Source organism: Blastococcus aggregatus (genome assembly GCF_900221005.1).
Lineage (GTDB): Bacteria > Actinomycetota > Actinomycetes > Mycobacteriales > Geodermatophilaceae > Blastococcus > Blastococcus aggregatus.
This window is the reverse complement of record NZ_OBQI01000006.1, coordinates 48,030-63,603: the sequence shown is the minus strand read 5'-3', so window position 1 is coordinate 63,603 and position 15,574 is coordinate 48,030. Positions and strand designations below refer to the sequence as shown.

The 15,574-nt window shown below is 74.7% G+C and carries 15 protein-coding genes; 11 read left to right on the top strand and 4 right to left on the bottom strand.

Annotation, left to right across the window (positions count from 1 at the left end):
- The first annotated feature begins 97 nt into the window (after positions 1–97).
- The 8 genes from CRP29_RS18515 to CRP29_RS22885 all read left to right on the top strand — a co-directional run bounded on the left by CRP29_RS18515 (position 98) and on the right by CRP29_RS22885 (position 7,737).
- Positions 98–1,693 (top strand): molybdopterin-dependent oxidoreductase, encoded by a 1,596-nt coding sequence (locus tag CRP29_RS18515; protein ID WP_217991669.1) that lies wholly within the window; start codon positions 98–100, stop codon positions 1,691–1,693.
- A 133-nt stretch (positions 1,694–1,826) separates the two neighbouring features.
- Positions 1,827–2,381: an orotate phosphoribosyltransferase gene (pyrE, locus tag CRP29_RS18510; protein ID WP_097196549.1), complete on the top strand. Its 555-nt coding sequence runs from the start codon at positions 1,827–1,829 to the stop codon at positions 2,379–2,381.
- 31 nt (positions 2,382–2,412) lie between these two features.
- Positions 2,413–3,837, top strand: a complete 1,425-nt coding sequence (locus tag CRP29_RS18505; RefSeq protein ID WP_097196548.1) for an FAD-binding oxidoreductase — start codon at positions 2,413–2,415, stop codon at positions 3,835–3,837.
- Between the two features lie 123 nt (positions 3,838–3,960).
- Complete coding sequence (locus tag CRP29_RS18500; RefSeq protein WP_097196792.1) at positions 3,961–5,313, top strand: FAD-dependent oxidoreductase; 1,353 nt, start codon at positions 3,961–3,963, stop codon at positions 5,311–5,313.
- Positions 5,314–5,316: 3 nt separating this feature from the next.
- Positions 5,317–5,937, top strand: coding sequence for a pentapeptide repeat-containing protein (locus CRP29_RS18495; RefSeq protein ID WP_097196547.1), 621 nt, complete (start codon positions 5,317–5,319; stop codon positions 5,935–5,937).
- A gap of 59 nt (positions 5,938–5,996) precedes the next feature.
- Positions 5,997–7,031 (top strand): class II fructose-bisphosphate aldolase, encoded by a 1,035-nt coding sequence (gene fbaA, locus CRP29_RS18490; RefSeq protein WP_097196546.1) that lies wholly within the window; start codon positions 5,997–5,999, stop codon positions 7,029–7,031.
- A gap of 2 nt (positions 7,032–7,033) precedes the next feature.
- Positions 7,034–7,453, top strand: coding sequence for a DUF3151 domain-containing protein (locus CRP29_RS18485; protein WP_097196545.1), 420 nt, complete (start codon positions 7,034–7,036; stop codon positions 7,451–7,453).
- Between the two features lie 140 nt (positions 7,454–7,593).
- On the top strand, positions 7,594–7,737 hold the full coding sequence (locus CRP29_RS22885) for a GPGG-motif small membrane protein (RefSeq protein WP_176523042.1): 144 nt from the start codon (positions 7,594–7,596) through the stop codon (positions 7,735–7,737).
- A gap of 47 nt (positions 7,738–7,784) precedes the next feature.
- On the opposite strand, the gene CRP29_RS18480 is transcribed toward CRP29_RS22885, so the two are convergent.
- The 3 genes from CRP29_RS18480 to CRP29_RS18470 form a co-directional block, all read right to left on the bottom strand.
- Positions 7,785–8,621: an ATP-binding cassette domain-containing protein gene (locus CRP29_RS18480; protein WP_217991667.1), complete on the bottom strand. Its 837-nt coding sequence runs from the start codon at positions 8,619–8,621 to the stop codon at positions 7,785–7,787.
- Positions 8,618–9,685: an ABC transporter permease gene (locus tag CRP29_RS18475; RefSeq protein WP_097196790.1), complete on the bottom strand. Its 1,068-nt coding sequence runs from the start codon at positions 9,683–9,685 to the stop codon at positions 8,618–8,620. Before CRP29_RS18475 ends, CRP29_RS18480 begins: the two co-directional genes overlap by 4 nt.
- A 107-nt stretch (positions 9,686–9,792) precedes the next feature.
- Positions 9,793–10,407 carry a hypothetical protein gene (locus CRP29_RS18470; protein WP_097196544.1) on the bottom strand — a complete coding sequence of 205 codons (615 nt, stop codon included), beginning with the start codon at positions 10,405–10,407 and terminating at the stop codon, positions 9,793–9,795.
- Between the two features lie 61 nt (positions 10,408–10,468).
- Here CRP29_RS18470 and CRP29_RS18465 point away from each other — a divergent pair, with 61 nt between their 5' ends.
- Complete coding sequence (locus CRP29_RS18465) at positions 10,469–11,758, top strand: adenylosuccinate synthase (protein ID WP_097196543.1); 1,290 nt, start codon at positions 10,469–10,471, stop codon at positions 11,756–11,758.
- Positions 11,759–11,915: 157 nt separating this feature from the next.
- On the opposite strand, the gene CRP29_RS18460 is transcribed toward CRP29_RS18465, so the two are convergent.
- Positions 11,916–12,944 (bottom strand): glycerophosphodiester phosphodiesterase family protein, encoded by a 1,029-nt coding sequence (locus CRP29_RS18460; protein ID WP_097196542.1) that lies wholly within the window; start codon positions 12,942–12,944, stop codon positions 11,916–11,918.
- Between the two features lie 253 nt (positions 12,945–13,197).
- Here CRP29_RS18460 and rsgA point away from each other — a divergent pair, with 253 nt between their 5' ends.
- Positions 13,198–14,229 (top strand): ribosome small subunit-dependent GTPase A, encoded by a 1,032-nt coding sequence (gene rsgA, locus CRP29_RS18455; RefSeq protein WP_097196541.1) that lies wholly within the window; start codon positions 13,198–13,200, stop codon positions 14,227–14,229.
- Between the two features lie 24 nt (positions 14,230–14,253).
- A complete protein-coding gene (gene purD / locus CRP29_RS18450; RefSeq protein ID WP_097196540.1) occupies positions 14,254–15,525 on the top strand; it encodes a phosphoribosylamine--glycine ligase in 1,272 nt (423 codons plus the stop codon).
- Positions 15,526–15,574 lie beyond the last annotated feature (49 nt).

Below are 15,574 nucleotides of genomic sequence, written 5' to 3'. Positions count from 1 at the left end.
CAGACGGAGCGACGCCGATCGGGGAGATCACCCGGTCGGGCACCCGACGATGATGCGCCGCATGCATCCCGATCGGCCCGGCGCACGAAGACTGGGCGTGACGACGACGCTGCCCGCCCCGGACCCCGTCGCCCCCGTCGACCGCCACCGCCGGCCCTGGCCGCTGGCCGCGCTGGCCGGGCTGCTCGCGGCGGCGGTCGCCCTGGGGGTGGCCGAACTCGTCGCCGGCCTCGTCGGTCCGGCGTCGTCGCCGGTCATCGCCGTCGGCGACGCCGCCATCGCGCGGGTCCCCGAGTCGGTCAAGGCATTCGCGATCCGGACGTTCGGGGAGGACGACAAGGTCGCCCTCGTCGTCGGCACCCTGCTGGTGGTCGCGGCCTACGCGGTGCTCGTCGGCCTGGTCGGGCTGCGGAACCGCCGGCTCGGCGTCCTGGGCGTGCTGCTCTTCGGCGCCGTCGGCGTCCTGGCGGCGGTGACCCGCCCCGCGGGGGAGTGGCCGGACGCGCTGCCCTCGCTGGCCGCCACCGCGGCCGGGGTCGTCGCGCTCCTGGCCCTGCTCGCGCCGCTCGGCGACCGGCTGCGGACGGTGCCCGCCGCCGGCGACCGCGCGGCCGGCGGCCTGGACCGCCGCCGGTTCGTCGTCACCGGTGCGGTCGCCCTCGGCGCCGCCGCCGTCACCGGCGGCGGTGGCCGACTTCTCCAGCGCCGGACCGAGGTCACCAGCCTCCGCGACGGTGTCCGGTTGCCGGTGCCGTCCTCGCCGGCGGCCGCGCTGCCGCCGGGCGCCGACCTCGCCGCCGAGGTGGACGGCCTGACCCCGCTGGTGACCCGCAACGGCGCGTTCTACCGGATCGACACCGCGCTGATCGCGCCGCGGATCCGGCCGGCCGACTACCGGCTCGAGCTGGCCGGCATGTTCGACTCCCCGCGCAGCTACACCCTGGCCGACCTGCTCGGGCGGCCCGACGTGATCGAGCGGGACATCACGCTCACCTGCGTCTCCAACGAGGTCGGTGGCGCGCTCGCGGGCAGCGCGCGCTGGCTCGGCGTCCCCCTGGCGGCCGTGCTGCGGGAGAACGGCATCCGCCCCGGCAGCGACCAGCTGCTGTGCCGGTCCGAGGACGGCATGACGATCGGCGCCCCGACCCGCAGCGCGCTCGAGGTCGAGGACGCGATGCTGGCCTTCGGGATGAACGGCGAGCCGCTGCCGGTCGTCCACGGCTTCCCGGTGCGGATGATCATCCCCGGGCTCTACGGCTACGTCTCGGCCTGCAAGTGGCTCACCCGCATCGAGGCGACGACGTTCGACGCCGTCGACGCCTTCTGGATCGAGCGGGACTGGGCGGTCGAGGGGCCGATCAAGATCGCTTCCCGCATCGACACCCCGGAGATGCTGCGCGAGTTCCCGGCCGGCCGGCGCGCGATCGCCGGCGTCGCCTGGGCGCAGACCCGCGGCATCGCGCGGGTCGAGGTCCGCGTGGACGACGAGGACTGGGCGGAGGCCCGGCTGTCCCCGGCGATCGACGCGGACGTCTGGCGCCAGTGGGTGCTGCCCTACGACTTCTCGCCGGGTCGGCACGTGCTGACCGTCCGGGCCACGAGCACCGACGGCGAGGTCCAGACCGAGCAGCGCGCGTCGCCCTTCCCGGCCGGCTCCAGCGGCTGGCACTCGGTCGAGGTCATCGCCGGCTGAGCGCTCGCCCTCGGCGGATGTCCAGCCGCGTCACCGGCCGTTCAGCCGCGTCGTGTCGCGGCTGAAGGGCCCGCCGGACGGCTGGACCCGGTGACCCCGCCGCCGGTTCCTGGCCGTGGCTAGGGTCGTCCGCATGACGGCTGCCCGCGTGCTCCCCGACCGTGACCGCCTGCTCGAGCTCATCGTCGACCTCGCGGTGGTGCACGGGAAGGTGACGCTCTCCTCGGGGCGCGAGGCCGACTGGTACATCGACATGCGCCGGCTCACGCTGCACCACGAGGGCGCGCCGCTGGTCGGTCGCGTCATGCGGCAGCTCACCGGCGACCTGCGCTACGACGTCGTCGGCGGGCTGACCCTGGGCGCGGACCCGGTGGCGACCGCGATGCTGCACGCCGCGTCCGCGGGCGAGGGCTTCCTCGACGCCTGCGTCGTCCGCAAGGAGGGCAAGGCGCACGGCCTGCAGCGGCGGATCGAGGGCCCGGACGTCGAGGGCCGCACCGTCCTGGTCGTCGAGGACGTCTCGACCACCGGCGGCAGCCCGCTGACCGCGGCCCAGGCCCTGCAGGAGGCCGGCGCGGAGGTCATCGGCGTCGCGGTGATCGTCGATCGCGGGGCACGCGCGGCGGTCGAGGCGGCGGGCTTCGAGTACCGCGCCGCCTACGAGCTCTCGGACCTCGGCCTCGCCTGACCTCGTCGGCCCCTGGGCCTACGGTGTGACGGTGACCACTTCGTGGGTGACCGAACTGCGGGCAGCGCTCGGTGCGGACAGCGTGCTCACCGATCCCGACGTCACCGCCGGCTACGCCCGCGACCAGGCGATGCTCGCTCCCGCCGGCACCCCCGCGGCCGTCGTCCTGCCTCGCACCACCGAGGACGTCGTCGCGGTCATGCAGGTGGCGACGCGGCACGGGGTCCCGGTCGTGCCGCGCGGCGCCGGTTCGGGGCTGGCCGGTTCCAGCAACGCCGTGGACGGCGCGATCACGCTGGTCATGACCCGGATGGACGCGGTCCTCGAGGTCTCGCCGGCCGACCGGCTCGCCGTCGTGCAGCCGGGCGTCGTGAACAAGCACCTGCGCGACGCCGTCGCCGGGTACGGCCTGTTCTATCCCCCGGACCCTTCCAGCTACGACTGGTGCACGATCGGCGGCAACCTCTCCACCAACTCCGGTGGCCTGTGCTGCGTGAAGTACGGCGTCACGACCGACTACGTGATGGCCCTGGAGGTCGTGCTCGCGGACGGGCGCGTGCTGCGCACCGGGCGGCGCACGGTCAAGGGCGTGGCCGGCTACGACCTGCCGCGGCTGTTCGTGGGCTCGGAGGGGACGCTCGGCGTCATCACCGAGGCGACGCTCGCCCTGCGCCCGGCACCGAAGCGCCCGGTCACCCTCGCCGCCTCGTTCGCGACGACGGCGCAGACCGGCCAGGTCGTCGAGCGCGTCGTGACCAGCGGCCTGGTGCCCAGCCTGCTCGAGGTCATGGACAACACCTGCATCTGCGCCGTCGACGCCCTGCTCAAGGCCGACCTCGACCGCTCCGCCCACGCGCTGCTGGTGGCGCAGTCGGACTCGGGAGGCACCGTCGCCGTCGAGGAGATCGAGGCGCTCGCCCAGCTGTGCCGGGAGGCCGGCGCGGAGTTCGTGCACACCACCGACGATCCGGCCGAGGGCGACCTGCTGCTCCAGGCGCGGCGGATGGCGCTGCCGGCGCTGGAGCTGCTGGGCACCACGCTCATCGACGACGTCGCGGTGCCGCGTTCGCGCATCGCGGCGTTCCTCGACGGCTGTGACGCGGTCGCCGCGGCCCGCGGGCTCACCATCGGCGTCGTCGGGCACGCCGGCGACGGCAACATGCACCCGACCGTCTGCTTCGACCCCGCCGACGCCGGCCAGCGCGAGCGGGCCTACGCCGCCTTCGACGACATCTGCGAGCTGGGGCTGTCGCTCGGGGGCACCATCACCGGCGAGCACGGGGTGGGCGCGATCAAGGTCGACTGGCTCGAGCGCGAGATCGGCCCCGTGGCGCTGGACGTGCACCGCGCGATCAAGGACGCCCTGGACCCGATGGGCCTGCTCAACCCGGGCAAGGTCTTCCGCCGCGCGTCCGTCCGCGACCTCCCGGCGGTGGCGGAGCTGACCGGCCGCTGACCTCGGCGCTGTCGGTGCGGGAGCCACCGTGTCGTGCGAGAGCCGCCGTGCGCCGCGGCTCGACTGCTGCACGCCGGCTCCGGTGGCGCAGCCGGTGTCGGCGCGGGGTGACACGCTGTGGCGGTGAGCACCGATCGGTTGGTCGTCATCGGCGGGGACGCCGCCGGGATGTCCGCGGCGGCCCAGGCGCGCCGCCTGCGGCCCACGGCGGACCTCGAGGTCGTGGTCCTCGAGCAGGGGCCGGACGTCTCCTACTCCGCCTGCGGCATCCCGTACTGGATCGGCGGCCAGGTCTCCGACCGCGACGCCCTCATCGCCCGCACCCCGGAGCGGTTCGAGGCCGACGGCATCACCGTGCACACCCACGTCCGCGCCGAGGCGATCGACCTGGAGGCGGGCAAGGTGTCCGCCTCGGACGGGCGGACCTACGGCTACGACAGCCTCGTGGTCGCCACCGGCGGCCGCCCGGCGCGGCCACCCATTCCCGGCCTGGACGCCGAGGGCGTCTTCGGTGTGCACCGGCTGGCCGACGGCTCCGACATCCGGGCCGCGATCGCCGCGGGCGCGAAGAAGGCCGTCGTCCTCGGTGGCGGCTACATCGGCCTGGAGATGGCCGAGGTGCTCCTCGCCCGCGGGCTGTCGGTCACCGTCGTCCTCGCCGATCCGCTGCCGATGGCCCAGCTGGACGACGACATGGGCGAGCGGATCTGCGCCGCGATGTGCTCGATGGGCATCGACGTGCAGCCGAACCAGCCGGTCCGCGAGATCGAGGTCGGCACCGACGGCCGGGTCCGCGCGGTCCGCACCGACACGAACAGCTTCGCCGCCGATCTCGTCGTCCTCGGGCTGGGCATGGGGCCGGAGACGACGCTGGCGCGCGAGGCCGGCCTGGGGATCGGCGTCACCGGGGGCATCGACGTCGCGCACACCCAGCGCAGCCGCTCGCACCCCGAGGTCTTCGCGGCCGGTGACTGCGTGCAGACCTTCCACCGGATCACCGGCGAGGCGATCCACGTCGCGCTGGGCACCCACGCCAACAAGCAGGGCCGGGTCGCGGGCTCGGTGATCGGCGGGCGGCCGGCCCGCTTCGCCGGCGTGCTCGGGACGGCGGCGACCAAGGTGGGCGACCTCGAGGTGGCGCGCACCGGACTGTGCACCACGCAGGCCGAGCAGGCCGGCTTCGACCACCGCACCGAGACGATCGAGGCGACCACGCGGGCGGGCTACTACCCCGGCGCCGAGCCGATCGCGGTCAAGATCATCACCGAGCGCGGCTCCGGGCTGCTGCTGGGTGCCCAGATCGTCGGCGGGCCGGGCAGCGGCAAGCGGATCGACGTCCTGGCCACCGCGATCTGGGCCGGGATGACGGCCGAGGAGCTGGCCGGCTCCGACCTGTCCTACGCGCCGCCGCTCTCGCCCACCTACGACCCGGTGATCGTCGCCGCGCGCGTCGCCAGCCGGATCGAGACGGGCTGAGCCGTGACCGAGCCGACGGACACCGGACCGGCAGCGACCGAGGTCCGCGACGCGGACTGGTACGGCGAGGACCTCTCCGGCCGGGAGCACACCGGCGTCCGGTTCTCCGGCGTCGACCTCACCGAGGCGATCGGCGAGGGGGCGGTCTTCACCGACTGCACCTTCGTCGACTGCAAGTTCAACGCCACGCGCTTCACCGACGCCGCCTTCCTGAACTGCTCGTTCACCGGCTGCGCGTTCTTCCAGGCGGAGTTCACCGCGTGCAAGGTCGTCGGCAGCCGGTTCCAGCGGTGCACCTTCGACCTGATGCGCGTCGACGGCGGGGACTGGTCGTTCGTCCTGCTGCCCGGCGCCGACCTCGCCCGCGCCACGTTCGCCGGCACCCGGATGCGCGAGGCCGACCTCACCGGGGTGCGCGCCGCCGGGGCCACGCTGCGCGGCCTGGACCTCTCCGCCGCCGAGCTGTCGGGCATCGACCTGAGCGGCGCCGACCTGCGCGGCAGCGACCTGAGCGCGCTCGACCCGCGCGACGCGGAGCTCGCCGGCGCGCAGGTCGACGTCACCCAGGCGGTCGTTCTCGTGACCACCCTCGGGTTACGGGTCGGCCCCGACGCCCCGGAGTAGCGGCCTGCCGGGATACTGGGCCGGAGCAGCGCAGGACGTCGACACGAGGAGTGCCCCGCATGCCCATCGCGACCCCCGAGGTCTACGCCGACATGATCAGTCGGGCCAAGGAGAGCGGGTTCGCCTACCCGGCGATCAACTGCACCTCCTCGGAGACGATCAACGCGGCCCTGCGTGGCTTCGCCGACGCCGGCAGCGACGGGATCATCCAGTTCTCCACCGGCGGTGCCGAGTTCGGTTCGGGCACCAAGGTGAAGGACATGGTCACCGGGGCCGTGGCGCTGGCCGAGTTCGCCCACGTCGTCGCCGAGAAGTACCCGGTCAACGTCGCGCTGCACACCGACCACTGCCCCAAGGACAAGCTCGACGGCTACGTCCGCCCGCTGATCGCGCTGTCCCAGGACCGCGTGGACGCCGGCCAGGAGCCGCTGTTCCAGTCGCACATGTGGGACGGCTCGGCCATCGAGCTCGGCGAGAACCTCGACATCGCCGAGGAGCTGATGGAGAAGTCGGCGGCCGCCAAGCTCGTGCTCGAGCTGGAGATCGGCATCGTCGGCGGCGAGGAGGACGGCGTCGTCGCCGAGATCAACGAGAAGCTCTACACCGCCGACGGCGACTTCCTGCGCACCGCGCAGAAGCTCGGCCTGGGGGAGCGCGGCGTCTACCTGCTCGCCGCCACCTTCGGCAACGTGCACGGCGTCTACAAGCCGGGCAACGTCAAGCTCCGGCCCGAGATCCTCAAGCAGGGTCAGGACGTCGTGGCGAAGGAGTTCGGCCTCGGGGACGGCGCCAAGCCGTTCAACCTGGTGTTCCACGGTGGCTCCGGCTCCGCGGAGTCCGAGATCCGCGAGGCGCTGTCCTACGGCGTCGTGAAGATGAACGTCGACACCGACACCCAGTACGCCTTCACCCGGCCGGTCGCGGCGCACATGTTCAGCAAGTACGACGGCGTGCTGAAGATCGACGGCGAGGTCGGCGACAAGAAGGCCTACGACCCGCGCAGCTATCTCAAGGCCGCCGAGGCCGGCATGGCCGCCCGGGTCGTCGAGGCGTGCGAGCACCTGCTCTCCGCCGGTCAGTCGCAGGGCGCCTGACCATGACGCACTCCCACAACCTGCTCGGCGAGCCGGACCCCACCCTGCTGCCGGCGAACCCGGAGGCCGACGGCGAGCTGGCCGCCGGCACGCCGGCCGCCGAGGTCGCCGCGCACCACCCCACGGTGAGTGCCGCGTGGGCTGCCCTGGCCGAGGAGGCGCTGAACCGCACCGAGCGGCAGCTCCCCGACACCATCGAGGCCTACGCCTACGCCCGCACCGGCTACCACCGCGGGCTGGACGCGCTGCGCCGCAACGGCTGGAAGGGATTCGGCCCGGTGCCGTGGTCGCACGAGCCCAACCGCGGCTTCCTGCGCTGCGTCACCGTGCTGGCCGCGGCCGCAGGCGCGATCGGCGAGCACGACGAGCAGGATCGCTGCACGCAGCTGCTCCGGGACTGCGACCCGTCGCTCGTCCCGTGACGGTGAGTAACACCTACTAGGGGCCGGCGATACCGCGCTGACCTGGGCTTTCGCCCCAACTGGTTTCGAAGTTGATCGTGAAGGTCATCACTGTGAGTGCACGGTGCCGGCTCACGGCGCCCGCACGAACGGAGCGTCACATGGCGACCCTGTTGCTGATCCTCGCCGCGATCCTCGTGATCGCCGGCATCGTCTCGATCGTCCGCGGTCAGCTGCTGTGGGGGATCGTCCTGATCGTGGTCGGGCTGCTCGTCGGTCCCGGCGGGGTGAGCGTCTTCAACTGAGCGTGCCCCGGGCCCCCTTCCCGGGGCCCGGGGGCACCCGCTCGCCGTCAGCGGTCGCCGAGCTCCGGATGCAGCGCGGTCAGGGCGTCGGTGAGCACGCGCAGCTGGTCGCCGCCGGCCATGAGCGCGGTGAGACCGTCGGCGTCGACGTCCTCACGGGTCAGGGTGCCCGCCACCTGACCGCCGGCCAGCAGCAGGAACCGGTCCCCGATGAGGTGGGCGTAGCGCGGGTTGTTGGTGATGACCACGACCGCGAGCCCCTGCGCGCGGGCATCGAGGATGGTCTGCCCGAACAGGGTCTGCCGGGCCACGGTCATCGGCGTCGTCGGCTCGTCGATGACGAGCGCCCGAGCGCCGAAGTGCAGGGCCCGGGCCACCGCGAGGCTCTGCCGCTCCCCGGCCTGGAGGCGGCTGGCGGGCTGGTCGGGATCCACGCCCGGGACGCCGACCCGCGCCATGGCCCGCGCGGTGGTCGCGCGCGCCGAGTCCAGGTCCAGCCGGCGCAGCGGCCACACACCCCGGGTCGGCTCGGCGCCCAGGAAGAAGTTGCGCCACACCGAGAGCAGCGGAGCGACGGCGAGGTCCTCCCACACCGTCGCGATACCGGCCGCGCGCGCGGCCCGGGGCGAGCGGAACCGCACCGCGGTGCCGTCCACCAGCAGCTCGCCCTCGTCGTGCCGGCGCAGCCCGGACAGCAGGGCCACCAGCGTCGACTTGCCCGACCCGTTCTCGCCCAGGACGCAGCTGATCTGGCCGGCGGGGAAGGTCGCGGTCACCCGGGACAGCGCCGGCACGCTGCCGTGCCGGACCGTCACCCCGCGCAGCGCGAGGCCGCGCACCCCGTCGAGGCCGGGGCGGGGCGGGTCGGAACCGTCACCGCTCACGAGCGGGGCACCCCCTTCAGCCGGTGCCCGACCACCGCGTTGGCGACCAGCGCCACCACCAGCAGGACCCCGAGCAGTGCCTGGAACCACGGCGGATCCCAGCCGGCCAGGGTGATCCCCTGCCGGACGACGGCGTAGAGCAGCGCACCGATCGAGGCGCCGAGCGCGGAGCCGTAGCCGCCGGCGAGCAGGCAGCCGCCGAGGACGGCGACCACGATGAAGTCGATGCCGGTCGCCAGCCCGGCGCTGCCGACCTGCACGGCCGCGAACCGGACCAGGCCCAGCGTGCCGATCAGCCAGCCGGCCGTGGCGCTCAGGCAGAACAGCGCGACGGTCGTGCGGCGCACCGGCACGCCGAGCTCGCGCGCCGCGGTCCGGGCGCCGCCGCTGGCGAAGACGGCGTTGCCGAACTTCGTGCGCCACAGCACCCAGGTCGCGACCGCGGTCACCCCCGGCCACCACAGCAGCGAGACCCGGAACCGCCCGTCGCCCAGCTGCGCGGTGGAGCCGAACAGCGTCGCCGCGGAGGACCAGCCGGGGGCGTCGTCGAGCCCGGAGATCCGGCCCGAGCCGGCGATCGCCCGCACGCCGGCCAGCGTCGTCCCCTGGAGGACCAGGAACGTCGCGAGGGTGACCAGGAAGCTGGGCAGCCCGGTGTTGACGACCAGCACCCCGTTGACGACGCCGACGAGCAGCGCGCACGCCAGCGAGGCGAGCAGGGCCGGCCACATGCCCCAGCCGGCGTGCCCCACCAGCAGGGCGGTGACCGCCGCGCTGGACATCGCGAGCACGCCCACCGACAGGTCGAACTGGCCCGCGACCAGCAGCAGGGCGACCGCGACGCCGCCGATGCCGAGCGTGGCGGCCACGTCCACGACGCCGGCCAGCCCCCGGGCGCTGAGCAGCTCGGGTGCCTTCAGCGCGAAGAACGCCACGACGAGGGCCAGGGCGACCAGGGCCGGCAGGCTCGGCCGGGTCAGCGCCCGCTCCAGCACCCAGCGGCCCCGGGCGGCCCGCGGGGCCCCGGCGCGGGGAAGGCCGGAGACGGACAGGCGGTCGGCCATCACCGGCGGCAACCGGCGGGGCGGGGGGACGACGGCAGCGGAGCCTCCTCGGGCGGGCGTGCCGCCCAGTGTCCACGACGTCCCCGGCCACCCGCAGGGCGCTCCTGCTAGGGGTGGAGCAGCCAGCGGACCCGGTCGTCGGCGAACCAGGTCCACCGCTGGACGGGCCGCGGGTACCGGACGCCGTCCCGGAGGATCCGCGCCGGATCGGAGGCGACCTGCAGCGCCCGGCCGCTGGTCCGGCGGGTGGGGCGCAGCGGCTGCGTCATGACGGTGACGGCGATGGTGTCGACGGCGGTCCAGTCGGGGCGCACGTCGATGCGGGTGATCTCGCCGTCGGCCACGCGGAGGTCGTCGTGGTGCGCCTGCAGCCCCAGCCGGCGGCTCAGCGAGCGCCGGCCGTCGCCGTCGGCCTCGATGCGGCCGTGGTGCAGCAGCACCCCGCCGTGGTCGTCCCGGACCAGCGACATCTCCCGGGGCCCGCCGGTGCCGATCCCCAGGTCGCGGGCCAGGCCGGTGGAGTCCTTGTCCGCGGTGGGCTCCCACGCCACCGGGACCCCCGCCGTCCGCCCCGCCTTGAGCAGCACGCCCAGGACGGCGGACAGCCCGGCGACCGGTCCGCGGACCAGCACCGACGTGGCGTCGGACGCGCCCGCCACGGACGCCGCACGCGGGGCCTCCCCGGCTCCCAGCCGCCGCAGATCCAGCTCGACCGAACCCATGCGGATACCCTGCCATCCGACCGGTTCCGCAGCTCCGATGCACCCGAGGAGACCTTTCCCCATGCCCGCAGTCGTGCTGATCGGCGCCCAGTGGGGCGACGAGGGCAAGGGCAAGGCCACCGACCTGCTCGGTGGGCGCGTCCCCTACGTCGTCCGCTACCAGGGCGGCAACAACGCCGGCCACACGGTGATCACCCCGGACGGCGAGAAGTACGCCCTGCACCTGATCCCGTCGGGGATCCTGACGCCGGGCTGCACGCCGGTCATCGGCAACGGCGTCGTCATCGACCCCGAGGTGCTCATCCACGAGCTCGCCGGCCTGGAGGAGCGGGGCGTGGACACCTCGCGCCTGACCATCTCCTCCGACGCGCACCTGATCATGCCGCACCACCGCGCCCTCGATAAGGTCACCGAGCGCTTCCTGGGCAAGCGCAAGATCGGCACCACCGGCCGCGGCATCGGCCCCGCCTACGGCGACAAGGTCGCCCGCACCGGCATCCGCGTGCAGGACCTGCTCGACCTGTCGATCCTCCGGCAGAAGCTCGAGGGCACGCTGCAGGAGAAGAACCAGATCCTGGTCAAGGTCTACAACCGCAAGGCCATCGACGTCGACGAGGTCGTGGAGGAGTACGCCGGCTACGCCGAGCAGCTCAAGCACCGCATCGCCGACACCCGGCTGCTGCTGGGCAAGGCGCTCGACGCCGGCGAGTGGGTGCTGCTCGAGGGCTCGCAGGGCACGCTGCTCGACGTCGACCACGGCACCTATCCCTTCGTCACGTCGTCCAACCCGACGGCGGGCGGCGCGGCGGTCGGCGCCGGGATCGGCCCCACCCGCATCGAGCGGGTGGTCGGCATCCTCAAGGCGTACACGACCCGGGTGGGCTCGGGCCCGTTCCCGACCGAGCTGTTCGACCAGTGGGGCGAGTACCTCCGCAAGCAGGGCGGCGAGGTCGGCGTCACGACCGGCCGCGACCGGCGCTGCGGCTGGTTCGACGCCGTCGTCGCCCGGTACGCCAGCCGGGTCAACGGCATCACCGACTACTTCCTCACCAAGCTCGACGTCCTCTCCGGCCTGGACACGGTGCCGATCTGCGTGGCCTACGAGATCGACGGCGTGCGGCACGACGAGATGCCCATGACGCAGACCGACTTCCACCACGCGAAGCCGATCTACGAGGAGATGCCCGGCTGGTTCGAGGACATCCGGCACTGCCGCACCTTCGACGAGCTGCCGGCGAACGCGCAGGCCTACGTGCGGCGGCTCGAGGAGCTCGCCGGCGCGCGGATCAGCGTCATCGGCGTGGGCCCCGGCCGCGACGAGAACGTCGTCATCCACGACCTGATTGGTTGATGCTCCGCATCAACACCGCGGTCAGGAGCCTGCCCCGGCTGCGTTGAGCGGGTCCCGGCCCCTCCTCGGGGACCCGCCGGGCCCCGCTCGTCGGGGCCGCCTCGCAGGGCGTCGTCCCTGACCTGCGGTGGGGACCCTCCGGACCCCGCTCCGCGGGTCAGGCGACGGCGGCCTGGCGGTTGCGGGTCCGCAGCGCGGTGACCGCGTGGTCGGGCGAGTCGGTGATCAGGCCGTCGAGCCCGAGGTCCAGCAGGTGCCGCGCCTCGGCGAACGCGTCCCCGAGGGCGCCGGGCTCGTCGCCGCGACGCAGGGCCTCGGGCAGGAACACGTTCTCCGCCCGCAGCGTCCAGCAGAACACCGACAGCGCGGCGCGGTGGGCCTCGTCGACGAGCGGGCACCGGGCGCCCCCGGTCGTGGCGGCGTCGGCGAGGATCCGCTCCCGGCTCGGCGCGATGCCCTGGGCGTAGGTGGAGATCTCGCGCAGCCCGGAGCGGGTGACCATCTGGTCGAAGCGGGGGAGGTCCGCGACCAGCTGGATCAGCCGCGGGCCCTGCTCGCCGAGCAGCGCGCGCAGCTCGCGCAGCAGCCGGGGGTCGAAGGCCTGCACCAGCACGGGGCCGGCGGCGTCCGCGGCGCCCAGCCGGCGTAGCTCCTCGGCGGTCAGCTCCGCCAGCGTGGGGCCGTCGCCGCCGGGCCAGGTGACCGTCTTGAGCTCGACCAGCACCTGGACGGTGCGCTCCGGCGTCGAGCGGCGGACGGCCAGCTCGACGACCTCGGCGAGGGTCAGGATGCCGAAGGAGCGGTCGTAGGCGGTGTTCAGCGGCCGCAGCTCCGGCATCCGCTCGACCGCCCCGAGGGTGCGCAGCTCGGCGAGGGTGAAGTCCTCGGTGAACCAGCCGGTGACCGGCTTCCCGTACACCTCGCGGGTGGTGCGGCGGTCGGCGAACCGGGGGTGGTCGGCGACGTCGGTGGAGAGCGACAGCTCGCTCTCGTGCCGGACGACCAGCACGCCGTCGCGGCTGACCACGACGTCGGGCTCGATGAGGTCGGCACCCTGGTCGATCGCGAGCTCGAAGCTCGCGGTCGTGTGCTCCGGCCGGTAGGCGGGGGCACCACGGTGGCCGATGACAGCGGGACGGGGAAGGCGGGTCACGGGCGGCATGGCCAGCGACTCGGTCGCGTGCATGGGTTCCATGCCACCGCACCGAGGTGGCCGGAGGGCGAACTGCGGGCAACGTGTTGCGCACGGTCGGGCGCACAGCCCGCTGACCTGCGGAGGTGCATGCGGGTAGTGACGCATGTCTCGTCTTTGCAATCCGGTTGCGCCGCGCGTCGCGCGCGAGCGCGCTCGTCCCGCCCGTCCCCCGCGTCCCCCTGGTGATCTCCCGCCCCGGGGAAATCGGATGACACCGCGCGGGGAGGCCGCCCACCATTCCGGTGTGACCCCACTCGCCGCCCTGGGCTGGCGCCCCGAGCTGGCCGCCCGGCTTCCCGCCGGCACGGTGCCCGCCCGCGTGGCGCGCGTCGACCGGAGCCGGCTGGCCGTGCTCACCGAGGACGGCGAGCGGCGGGTGCACCCCGGGGCCGGTCTCTACGCCGATCCCGAGCTGGGTGGTCCGGCGGTGGGGGACTGGGTGGCGCTGCGCGACGAGCTCGCCGTCGCCGTGCTCCCGCGCCGCAGCGCCTTCACGCGCACGGTCGCCGGCCGCACGTCGGCCGCCCAGGTCGTCGCCGCGAACCTCGACGTCGTCCTGGTGGTGGACGCGCTGTCCGGGCCGTCCCGCCTGCGCCGGGTGGAGCGGTACCTGGCGGTGGCCTGGAGCAGCGGCGCGACGCCGGTCGTCGTCCTCACCAAGGCCGACCTGTGCGACGACGTCGGCGCGGCGGTCGCCGAGGTGGCCGAGGACGCGCTCGGTGTCGACGTGCTCGCGGTGAGCGCCGTGACGGGGGAGGGGCTGGACGCCGTCCGCGCGGTGCTGGCGCCCGGGTGCACCGCGGCGATGGTGGGCCCGTCGGGGGTCGGGAAGACCAGCCTCGCCAACGCGCTGGCCGGCCGGGAGCTGGCCGCCACCCGGGAGATCCGCGAGGACGGCCGGGGGCGGCACACGACCACGGCCCGCGAGCTGCACCTGCTCCCCGGGGGCGCGCTGCTCGTCGACACCCCGGGGATGCGGGAACTGGCCCTCTACGACGACGCGGACGGCGTGGCCGCGGCGTTCTCCGACGTCACCGCCCTCGCCGACGGGTGCCGGTTCCGGGACTGCGCGCACCGCACCGAACCCGGCTGCGCGGTCGCCGCGGCCATCGACGACGGTCGCCTGGACCCGGCGCGATTCGCGGGCTGGCGCAAGCTCCAGGCGGAGGCGCACCGCCAGCTGCTGCGCGTCGACGCCCGGGCGCGCGCCGAGGAGCACGCCCGGGTGCGCGCGCTCCACCGGTCGCGGCGCGACCAGCCGATCCGGCCCCGGTGACGTCGCGTCGGTAGCGTTCGCCCCGTGCGCGTGCTCGTGATCGGCTCCGGTGCCCGGGAGCACGCCCTGTGCGTGGCTCTGACGTCCGATCCCGCCGTCGAGGCGCTGGCCTGCGCGCCGGGCAACGCGGGCACCCGCGCGCTCGCCGAGCCGTTCCCGCTCGACGTCCGCGACCCGGACGCGATCGCGGCCCTGGCCCGGTCGTGGCGGGCCGACCTCGTCGTCGTCGGCCCCGAGGCGCCGCTGGTCGCCGGCGCGGCCGACGCCGTCCGGGACGCCGGGATCGCCTGCTTCGGCCCGTCGGAGCAGGCCGCGCAGCTGGAGGGCAGCAAGTCCTTCGCCAAGCACGTCATGACCACCGCCGGGGTGCCCACCGCGCAGGCCTGGCCGGTCGGCGGGGCCGCCGAGCTGGAGACGGCGCTCGACGAGGTCGCCGCCCTCACCGGCGGGGCGCCCTACGTGGTGAAGGACGACGGCCTGGCCGCCGGCAAGGGCGTGCTGGTCACGCCGGACCGGGACGCCGCCGTCGCCCACGGGCGCGCGGTGCTGGACGCCGGGGGAGCGGTGCTGGTCGAGGAGTACCTCGACGGCCCCGAGGTCTCGCTTTTCGCCGTCACCGACGGCACGACCGTGCTGCCGCTCGTCCCCGCGCAGGACTTCAAGCGCAGGGACGACGGCGACGGCGGGCCGAACACCGGCGGCATGGGCGCCTACGCGCCGCTGCCGTGGGCGCCCGCCGGCCTGGTCGACGAGGTGCTGGCCACGGTTCTGCAGCCGACCGTCGACGAGATGGCCCGCCGCGGCGAGCCGTTCAGCGGCCTCCTCTACGCGGGCCTGGCGCTGACCTCCCGCGGCATCCGGGTGGTCGAGTTCAACGCCCGCTTCGGCGACCCCGAGACCGAGGTCGTGCTGCCGCTGCTGGTCACCCCGCTGGCCGGGCTGCTGCACGCGTCCGCCACCGGCACGCTCGCCGCACACCCGCCGCTGGAGTGGCGCGCGGGCTCGGCCGTCACCGTGGTGGTGGCGTCGGCCGGGTACCCCGAGGCGCCGCGCACCGGCGACCCCGTGACCGGCGCCGACGGCGCGGGCGTGCTGCACGCCGGGACCGCCCTGACCGACGACGGCACCGTGGTCTCGGCCGGCGGGCGGGTGCTGGCCGTGACCGCCGTGGGGGAGGACCTCGCCGCCGCACGGCAGGCCGCCTACGAGCGGCTGGCCGGCGTCCGGCTGGCCGGGGCGCACTGGCGCACCGACATCGCGCTGGGCGCCGTCGAGGGGCGGATCGTCCTCCCCTGACCGGCCTACGGGAGACTGTGCCCGTGCTGATGGCGACGAGGTGGGCCCG